General features: G+C 66.1%; 8 protein-coding genes and 1 pseudogene. 7 read left to right on the plus strand and 2 right to left on the minus strand.

From position 1 onward, the window contains the following. Positions 1-43: 43 nt before the first annotated feature. Entirely contained in the window at positions 44-322 is a 279-nt protein-coding gene (locus tag GXB81_RS15805; RefSeq protein ID WP_205989715.1) for a hypothetical protein, read from the minus strand. A gap of 416 nt (positions 323-738) precedes the next feature. On the opposite strand from GXB81_RS15805, the gene GXB81_RS15810 reads away from it, so the two are divergent. From GXB81_RS15810 to GXB81_RS15840, 7 genes are all read left to right on the plus strand, one after another. Next, the gene (locus GXB81_RS15810) at positions 739-2,103 is read left to right on the plus strand and encodes an amidase (protein ID WP_205989716.1); all 1,365 of its coding nucleotides are present in this window, start codon (positions 739-741) and stop codon (positions 2,101-2,103) included. Positions 2,104-2,130: 27 nt separating this feature from the next. Then, positions 2,131-2,703, plus strand: a complete 573-nt coding sequence (locus GXB81_RS15815; protein ID WP_205989717.1) for a DUF5132 domain-containing protein — start codon at positions 2,131-2,133, stop codon at positions 2,701-2,703. Positions 2,704-2,796: 93 nt separating this feature from the next. Further along, a complete protein-coding gene (locus GXB81_RS15820) occupies positions 2,797-3,510 on the plus strand; it encodes an HMA2 domain-containing protein (protein WP_167050117.1) in 714 nt (237 codons plus the stop codon). 16 nt (positions 3,511-3,526) lie between these two features. After that, on the plus strand, positions 3,527-5,659 hold the full coding sequence (locus tag GXB81_RS15825) for a heavy metal translocating P-type ATPase (RefSeq protein WP_205989718.1): 2,133 nt from the start codon (positions 3,527-3,529) through the stop codon (positions 5,657-5,659). Further along, complete coding sequence (locus GXB81_RS15830; RefSeq protein ID WP_205989719.1) at positions 5,656-6,513, plus strand: EcsC family protein; 858 nt, start codon at positions 5,656-5,658, stop codon at positions 6,511-6,513. The genes GXB81_RS15825 and GXB81_RS15830 overlap by 4 nt, the downstream gene beginning before the upstream one ends. A gap of 96 nt (positions 6,514-6,609) precedes the next feature. Beyond that, positions 6,610-7,818: a DUF445 domain-containing protein gene (locus GXB81_RS15835; protein ID WP_205989720.1), complete on the plus strand. Its 1,209-nt coding sequence runs from the start codon at positions 6,610-6,612 to the stop codon at positions 7,816-7,818. A 189-nt stretch (positions 7,819-8,007) separates the two neighbouring features. Continuing rightward, positions 8,008-8,724 carry a carbonic anhydrase family protein gene (locus tag GXB81_RS15840; RefSeq protein WP_205989721.1) on the plus strand — a complete coding sequence of 239 codons (717 nt, stop codon included), beginning with the start codon at positions 8,008-8,010 and terminating at the stop codon, positions 8,722-8,724. 225 nt (positions 8,725-8,949) lie between these two features. Here the strand turns inward: GXB81_RS15840 and GXB81_RS15845 are convergent. Further along, a pseudogene (locus GXB81_RS15845) lies at positions 8,950-9,317 on the minus strand (phage tail protein); the annotation flags it as partial.

Below are 9,317 nucleotides of genomic sequence, written 5' to 3' on the forward strand. Positions count from 1 at the left end.
CGGAGTTTCCCTGATTCCACGGTCTCCCGGCTTATGGTCGGCGCTACGGGTGCCAGGGCGCGCCCCCGTCTTCGGGAAGATGATGCGCGCTGCTCCGTGACACACCGCCGAACGCCTGGTGACGATCGAGCCGCGAGCCCCGCGCGTCATCCGTCGATACCGCGAGGAACGGCTCCAGCCCGAAAAGCCACGCAAAACAGAAAGCGGCTCGCGTCAGTGCCCGCGCCGGCCGTTGCGGCATGTCTTCGCCGGCGCCGTCGAGCGGCGTGCTCGCCAACGGCTGGGATGGGATCGTCTCGGCGGCGGTATGGTCAGCTCGCATGATGGTTCTCGTTATTGATATGGTGTGGAAGCCGACCTGTCACCAACGACATGCCATTCTCCGGGCAACGGATTCTTCGTCCCGTTTGAAACAAGACTATCGTCACGCAAGGTGCCGCTCTGTGCGCTGGCCCGCCAAAGAAGGCGATGGAGTCGGCGGGTGGAATGCAGGGAAGCTGCGCCTTCGCTCAGGCGCACTGTCCGAGGCCCGATGCCGGCCAGTCACGCCGTGTCGCCACGCTGTCTTGTCGCGGCACGAGCCGCCCGCGCCGCAAGCCGGCATTTCCAGGCCGGTCAAGCTCGTCGGCTCGTCGATTGTCATGGTATATCCATGCAGTGCGGCCCCATCCGCCGCCCCGGTGCCGCGCCCGCCGTCCCGCTGTCCATTCTCAAACGCCTATCGAAGGACTTCCGCCGATGCAGAGCCCGCTGATCGCCTATACGCCGCCCTCTTCCTACGTCAGCCATGCCGCCGCGTTCCGGAGCGGCGCGACGAGCCCGCTCGCGCTGTTGGAAACCGGGCTCGCGCGCCTCGACGCCCGCGAGCACGAGGTTCGCGCGTTCGTCGCGCTGGCCCTCGAACGCGCGCGCGCCGAGGCGCAGCGCTCGACGCAACGCTGGCTCGACGGCAAGCCGCTGTCGCCGCTCGACGGCATCGCGATCGGCGTCAAGGACATCATCGAAACGGCGGACCTGCCGACCGCCCAAGGCTCGCCGATGTGGACCGGCACGCAGACGCGGCGCGATGCGGCCAGCGTGCAGGCGTTGCGCCAGGCTGGCGCGATCATCGTCGGCAAGACCTCGACGGCCGAATTCGCGGCCACCGAAATGTTCTCGAGCACGGCCAACCCTCACGATCCGCAGCGCACACCCGGCGGTTCGAGCGCCGGATCGGCCGCGGCGGTCGGCGCGGGCTTCGTGCCGCTCGCCCTCGGCAGCCAGGTGGTGGGTTCGACGATCCGGCCGGCCAGCTATTGCGGCTGCATCGGCTTCAAGCCGACCTATGGCGCACTGAACCGCAGCGGCAGCTTCGACCACCTGAGCCACAGCGCCGCCGGCCTGCTCGGCACGACGCTCGACGACGTCTGGGCAGCGGCTCGCGCCATCGCCTCGCGGGTCGGCGGCGATCCCGGCCATGCGGGTCTCATGGGCCCCGACAGCTTGCCGGACGCGCGCGCGCCGCGCCGCCTCGTGCTGCTCGAAACCGCGGGCTTGAGCGCGGCGACGCCCGGCGCGCGTGCGGCGCTCGATGCCGCGGCGGCCTGGCTGCGCGAACGCGGCGTGGAAGTCGTCACCCGCGCGCAGGCAGAGGTGGTCGAACAATTCGAACGGGAGCTGGCAGACGGCCTGCTGGAACTGACGCTGTCGATCATCGCGTGGGAATCGCGCTGGCCGCTCGAAGGCTACGCACAGACCAACGCGAGCGCGATTAGCCATGCGCTGCTGCGGCGCCTCGCCAATGCCACGGCGATGACCCAGCACGACTATGCGACTGCGCTCGCGCGCCGCGCGAGGCTGCGCGACACGTTCGCCGAGCTGATGGCGAACTGCGACGGCGTCGTGACGCTCGGCGCGACCGGCGCCGCGCCACGCGGCTTCACGTCGACAGGCAACCCCGGCTTCGCGGTGCCGGCATCGATCCTCGGCGTTCCCGCGCTGACGCTGCCGGCGCTGCGCGACGAGAACCTGCCGCTCGGGCTGCAGTTCATCGGCGCGGCCGGCGAGGATGCCACGCTGTTTTCGCTGGCCCGCTGGTTCGTGAACGAGGCTGCGGGGCGATGATCCGTAACCACATAGTCGGCATTGCAAATGCTTTTGCAATCAATCGATGAGGAATATGAAATAAGGCGGTCATGGACAAGTCACCCGGTTCGATTAAAAAGAACAACCCGCCCCGAAAACGGGCGACGGGCCGGATCTCTCCAAACAACTGCAGAAAAGGATCACCGAACCATGGGCAAGTACAAAGTCAAACTCGGCGAAGGGGCTGCCTTGGACGAAGAAGGAACCATGTCCGGGCATGCGCGCATGGTTGACGGCGAAGAAGACCATCCGGTTCGCAACGGCGAGGATTTCACGTCGAAGGCGGCGACCGTCGGCGTGGTGGTCGTGGGCGCCGCGCTGTTCGAGGCGGCCCTGATTCCGGGCATTCTGATCGGCGCGGCCGCGGTTCTGGCGCCCAAGTATCTGCCGAAACTGGGCGAGCGCGTACAGCCGTTGTTCAACAGCACGGTGCGCGGGGCCTACAAGTTCGGTCGCAAGGCGCGTTCGGCCGTCGGCGAGGTGCGCGAGCACGTGAGCGATATCGCGGCTGAGGTGCACGCCGAAGAAGCCGCGGCGGCGGACGGAATCGCGCCGGCCGTCGAGCCCGCCAAAGCCTGATTCCGCCGCTTTGCAGCGCCAGCACGTTGCCTGGGTGCCGTTCCAACCGGCAGGAAGGACTGCACCCTTTCTCCTGCCCCACGTTGATCTTTCATGAGTCAAGTTCCCCACTCTGGTGCCGCTCACCATGACGCCGCGCCTGCGGTAACGAACGATCCGCAGCCGCGGCCGGAAGCGTCACCGACGCCGCCGGCGCAGGAGAGCCGTGCCGCCGAACCGGCCAGGAAAAAGAAGCACGTGATCCGTATCGAGCACAAGGTGCCGGGACGCGTGCGCATGCGTATTCCTGGCGCGAAGCACAATCCCGCGTATCTGGAGATGTTCCAGAACGTCTTCATGTCGATTCCCGGCATCACCAAGGTCAAGGCCAAGCACGATACCGGCAGCATCGTGATCCATTACGACCTGAAGCGGGAACGCGAATTCCAGGCGCATTTCCATCACTACTGTGCGCAGAACGACATGTCGGTGCACGCCGCGCTGCCCGGTGATGAAATCGGCGAGATTGCGAAGAAGATCGAAGCCGAGGCCGAGTTCCTGGCCGAGCGCTCCCATACGGTGCGCGTGGCGGTCGACACGATCAGGAAGCTCGACTACCAGATCAAGTCGTTGAGCGGCAACACCATCGATCTGAAGATCGTTCTCGTGGCCGGGCTGGCCGTCGTGACCTTCGCCGAAATCGGTGCCGAGGCGGCGACCCCCATGTGGGTGACGCTTGCGTTGTTCGCCGCCAATCATTTTGTCGAGTTGAAACACGAAGGGCACGCGGCGCCAGCGGCCGCGCCGATGTCTTCGGCCGCACGCTGAGCCAACCGGAAGCCACATGGAATTTTCCATCCGTCACGCGATCCCCGGTCGCGTGCGCCTGCACGTGCCCGTGCTGTGCGCACCGTCCCCGCTCGCCGAATCCGCGCTGTCGTGGCTCAAACAACAGGATTTCATCGACGACGCCTGCATCAAATACGATTGCGCGAGCCTGATTATTCATTACGAGCCCGCGAAACTCGACGAGGTCGATGCACTGCTCGAAATGCTCGAAGGCTTCAGCCTGGCCGATCTCGGGCAACTGCTCCAGTACCTCGATCCGACCGGCGGCGCGCGCGCGGTCGGTGCCGCGCGCAGTCAGACGGTGCCGGAGCGGCCGCGCTGGCCGTTGGCGTTGCCGAGTCTGTCGCTGGCCATGGCGTTCTCGTCGAATCCCGTGCTGTTCGCGCTCAACGTCCCGTTGATGCTGCACAACGCATTCCCGATCTTCAGGCGTGCCTGGCATGTCTGGCGTACCGAGCAGCGTCTGAACGTCGACTTCCTCGATACGCTGGCGATTTCGGTGTCGATCGGCCAGGGCAACATGGTGACGGGCGGCGTGATTACCTGGCTGATCCGCCTTGGCGACTGGATTCGCGATCTGACCGCGGCCGGCTCGAAGCGCGCCGTGACCGAGCTGCTCGAATTCCAGAGCAAGACGGCCTGGGTGGTGCGCGACGGCGAAATCGTCGCCGTTCCGGCGACCGAACTCGCGGTCGACGATTCAGTGGTGGTCTATCCGGGGGAGATGATTCCGGTCGACGGCGAAATCACCCACGGCCACGGCATGATCGATCAGAAGACGATCACGGGCGAAGGCTTGCCGGTGTCGCGCAAGGCCGGCGAAGCGGTATTCGCGGCCACGATGCTGCGCGAGGGGCAACTGACGCTGCGCGCGCTGCGCGTCGGCGCGCAAACCACTGCCGGTCAGATCGCGCACCTGGTCGACTCCGCGCCGATCGGCGACACGCGCATGCAGAACCACGCGGAACGCTTCGCCGACCGCCTCGTGATGCCGACGCTTGGCCTCGCGATCGGCACGGCGCTGCTGTCGCGCGATTTCAACCGTTTCCTGTCGCTCGTGATCGTCGACTTCGGCACCGGCATTCGCGTCGCGGCACCGACCGCCGTGCTGTCGTCGATGACGCACGCCGCGCGCGCCGGCATCGTGATCAAGAGTGGCGGCCATATGGAAAAGCTGGCGCAAGTCGATACCGTGGTATTCGACAAGACCGGCACGCTGAGCGTCGGCACGCCTCATGTGGTGCAGATGCAGTCGTTCATGCCGAATATTTCGTCAGAGCATCTGCTCGAACTCGCGGTGGCGGCCGAAACGCATCTGCAGCACCCGGTGGCCGAGGCGCTGCGCGAGAAAAGCCGCGAACTGCGGCTATTGCCGCCGCCTTGCGATGAGACCGAATACCGGATCGGCCTCGGCGTGGAAGGCCAAGTCAACGGCTATTACATGCATGTCGGCAGCGAGCGCTTCCTGCGCCAGAACGAAATTCGCGTCGACCACATCGCGGCCGAGCGCACGGCGATCGACGCGCGCGGCTGCTCGAGTCTGTACGTGGCGATCGACGGCAAGCTGGCCGGGCTGATCGCCTACGAAGACCGGATTCGCCCGGAGAGCCGGGACATCGTCGAGACGCTGCACCGCATGGGCATTCGCGACACGATCATGCTGACCGGCGACAACGCCGTGGTCGCGCGCGCGGTGGGCGAGCGCGTCGGGCTGACCCGTCAGGTAGCCAACATGATGCCCGCCGACAAGGCCGAGGTGATCTTGCAGTTGCAGCGGGAAGGGCGCGTCGTGGCGATGGTCGGCGACGGCATCAATGATTCGCCCGCGCTCAGCTTTGCCGATGTCGGCATCGCGATGAAATACGGCGCGGATATCACGCACGAGTCGGCCGACGTGGTGCTGATGGAAGATTCGCTGTGGAAGCTCATCAAGGCCATCGAGATTTCGCGTGGCGCGGTGGGCCTTATCAAGCAGAACTATGGAATCGTCGCGGCGATGAACGCGGTCGCCCTGGGACTGGCCCTGCCCGGCGGGCTGGTCAGCCCCGAGATCACGGCCGTCATCAGCAACGGCTCGGCGATCGTTGCCAGCCTGAACGGCATTCGACCCGCGTTGCGCCGCTCATGAAACCGTCCGCACCGGCCAGGACCGGCCACGCCATGACCTCACAACATCGGCGCGAACTGAGCGCGGCGGTGGATAGGCTCGAACATCCGCACTTTGCCGCGCGGCTGGCCGATTATGCCGGCCAGCCGCTCAATGCGCTGGTTGAGCATTTTCCGGGCGGCCTCAACCGGCGCATGCGCGAGGTCGTGCAGTCGGCGATTTTCCGTTGCCTGGAGCTGGCGATCAACTCGCTGGACGAAGGCCCCGACGCGGTGGGCAGCGCATGGATGAGCAAGCTGATGATCGGCGCGGCCGGTGGCATCGGCGGCTTTTTCGGGGTGATGGCGCTACCGGTGGAATTGCCGTTGACCACCGCGTTGATGCTGCGCGCCATCGCCGAGATTGCGCGTGCCGAAGGCGAGGATCTGAGCCGGCTCGAGACCCGCCTCGCCTGTCTCGAGGTGTTCGCGCTCGGCACGCACGATACGCTGGGCCGACGCAATGAACTGAACGCCGGTTACTACGCCACGCGCCTGATGTTGACGAAACTGACCGTCGACGTGGCCGCGCTCATTTCGGAGCGGGGAGCGGTCAATGCCTCGACGCCGATCGTCGCCAAGCTGGTCGGCGAAATCGTCGGGCGTTTTGGCCTGATGGCGGCGGATATGTCGGCGGCCAGCATGGTGCCGGTACTCGGCGCGGTGGGCGGCGCCACCTTGAACGTCATTTTTGCGGATCACTTTCACCGTGTCGCGCGCGGACATTTCACGATCAGGCGTCTGGAACGCATCTACGACAGCGAGACCGTTCGTCATGCATATCAACAGTGCTTACAAGTGCCTGCGCCCCGGTTGCCGGCGAAGCGCGCGTCCTGACTTCGGCCTGGCGTAATGGTCAGCAAGCCGCCGAGGGGCTCCGACGCAACCGCGGCGCGGTTCGCGGTCGACCTGCGCCGCATCGAGCTCAGACGCATGCGCTGGCTGGCGGGCGGCTTGCTGCTTCTGATGCTGATCCTGTTCGTCGCGACTTCGATCGCGATAGCGCGGATGCACTGGCCCTGGCTCGCCTATGTCCATGCGTTTACCGAAGCGGCGATGGTCGGCGCCTGCGCCGACTGGTTCGCGGTCGTGGCGCTGTTCCGTCATCCATTCGGCGTACCGCTGCCGCATACCGCGGTGATCGCGAGACACAAGGTGCGGATCGGCGAGAGTTTCGGCGCCTTTGTCGCGAGCAATTTCCTGACGCCCGCGGAAGTGACGGGCCGTCTCGAAGCGATTGACGCGGCGGGCTGGGCGGCACGCTGGATTCGCGCTCCCGAGCATGCCGCGCAGGTTGCCGACCGTTTGCAGCATCTGTTTCCCTTGCTGCTCGACTCGCTGGGTAGTCGCGAAGTGCGCGACTACAGTCTCGGCCTCGTGCGCAAAGGCATCGATTCCATTGCCGCGGCGCCGCTGCTCGGCCGCTTGCTGTCGGTGCTGGTGGCGCGAGGACATCATGAGGCCACGTTCGACACCGCACTGGACCGGGCGCAGGATTTCATCGACGCGCATCAGGACAACATTCGCCGCGCGGTCTCCGGCAGCAGCGCGCGCTGGGTGCCGGGCTGGGTCGACGACAAGGTGACGGACGCGTTCCTCGCCGAGCTGCAAAAAACCATCGACGCGGCGCGTGAGGACCCCGGGCATGTCTGGCGCCGGCAGTACCGCGGCATGCTCGACGGCTTGATGACGCGTCTCGCCGACGACCCGCAACTGCTCGAAGAGGGCGAGCGGATCAAGGCGGAAGTGCTCGACGGCGCGGTGCTGGACGGCTACCTCGAATGGCTGGGCACGGAGGCCGGCGACAGGCTGCAGGTCGAACTGGCGGCGCGCGAGGGGGTGCTGCAGCAAGTCCTCGCGCGTGGCCTCGCGGCAGCCGGCGAGTGGCTCGATACGCATGCCGAGGTCAGCGTGCTGGTCAATCGCTGGGCGCAGCAGCTTGTCTACACCGCAATCGTGCCGAACCGCAGCGAGATCGGCGGCTTTATTTCGGGCGTGGTCGCCCGCTGGGATACCGCGACGCTGATCGACAAGCTCGAACTGCAAGTCGGCAAGGACCTGCAATTCATCCGTATCAACGGGACGCTGATCGGCGGACTGGTCGGATTGGGCATCTTCGTGGCGGAACGTCTGCTGTCGTGAAGCCAGCCCGTCGAGCGCGCAGCCGCCCGGCCGCGGGATGTCATGGCGCTGTCTTTACGGTTGTACAAGATGCAAACGGGTGTGGCCCGGCAACCGCGCCCGAACCCCGCCGTCGTTGCCGCTGCTTTGCTTGTGCGCCGGCCAGCGCCGTCGCGCCGATGCACCATCGTCGACCCGAGAGGTAATCGCATGTCAAACCCGATCCGCCCGATTCCCGCGCAACATGCCGAGGTAACTTCGCCATCGCAGGACGACCCGCTCGACTACCGCCATCAGAAAGAATGGCACCTCGAATCGGGCGAATCGCAGTCGCCGATCGAGATCCGCGGCGAGGACGTCACCCTGGCCGAATGCACGCCCGACGAGAACGACGCGATCGTGATGCACGTGACGGGCGAAGGCGCGAGCGTCGTCGATAATGGCAACACCGTGCAGATCGTGCCGGCGAAGAGCGCCGCGACGATTCGCGGCCGTCACTTCAGGTTGATGCAGGCGCATTTCCACGCGCCGGCCGAGCACACGATCGACGGCCTACGCCATCCGCTCGAAGGGCACTTCGTATTCAAGGCGCAGGACGGCCGGCTTGCGGTAATTGCGGTGCTATATCGCGAGGGGGCCAGCAACGAACAATTCGCCGCGCTCGTGCGCGCCGCGCAGCGCGACGTTCGCGTGCCGCTCGACTCGTTCGACGCCGCTGCGCTCGTGCCGGCCTGCATGAACTGCTACTACCACTATCTCGGCTCGCTGACGACGCCGCCGCTATCCGAAAACGTCGAATGGTACGTGCTGAACGAACCGGTCTCGCTGTCGGGTGCGGACATAGAAGCGTTCCGGCAGCACTATGCGTTCAATGCGCGCGACACGCAGCCGCTAAACGGCCGACCCCTGCTGAAATATACGTTGTGAGTCTGGGGCGATCGGCGCGCAGGACAAACGCGCCGCGCGCAAGAACAGACTCCAGGCGCGCGGCAGCGATGCCGGCTTGACCGGCTCGATCTACGTGATGCCGCGCCGCCGCTTCCCGCGGATACGGCGGCAGCAGCATGGCTCATGATGCGCGGCTCGCACTGAACCGTGCGAGCACACATGCACCTCTGAACAACGCCAGCGCGTCATTCAAAGGTGCGCGGCTCAATGCTCGGTACTCACGCGCGCCGCCTCGGGGCACACCGGGTCCTTGCCCCAATGCCCGTCGCACACGCGCCAGCGGCACAGCTGATCCTCGAAGAAGCCCCGCTCGCCGCAGGCCTTGACCTGTTCCGCCAGCGTCAGCGGCTTGCCGGTCTGCACCTTCGCCTTCGTCGTATGCACGGCGGCGTCCTTGCCGTTCGCGGGCTTCGTGCGAGCGACCAGCACGGCCAGCAGATCGGCATCGGAATCATCCTTCTGGCCGGTCGCGCGCTTGTCGTGCCGCTTCTTCGCGAGAGCTTCCTCCCTGGCGTTCGCGGCATGCCCGGCGGCCTTCGCTTCGTGCCGGGTTTCGGCAGCCTTGGCCGCAT

It is taken from the genome of Paraburkholderia sp. Ac-20336 (assembly GCF_017105025.1).
Taxonomy (GTDB): domain Bacteria; phylum Pseudomonadota; class Gammaproteobacteria; order Burkholderiales; family Burkholderiaceae; genus Paraburkholderia.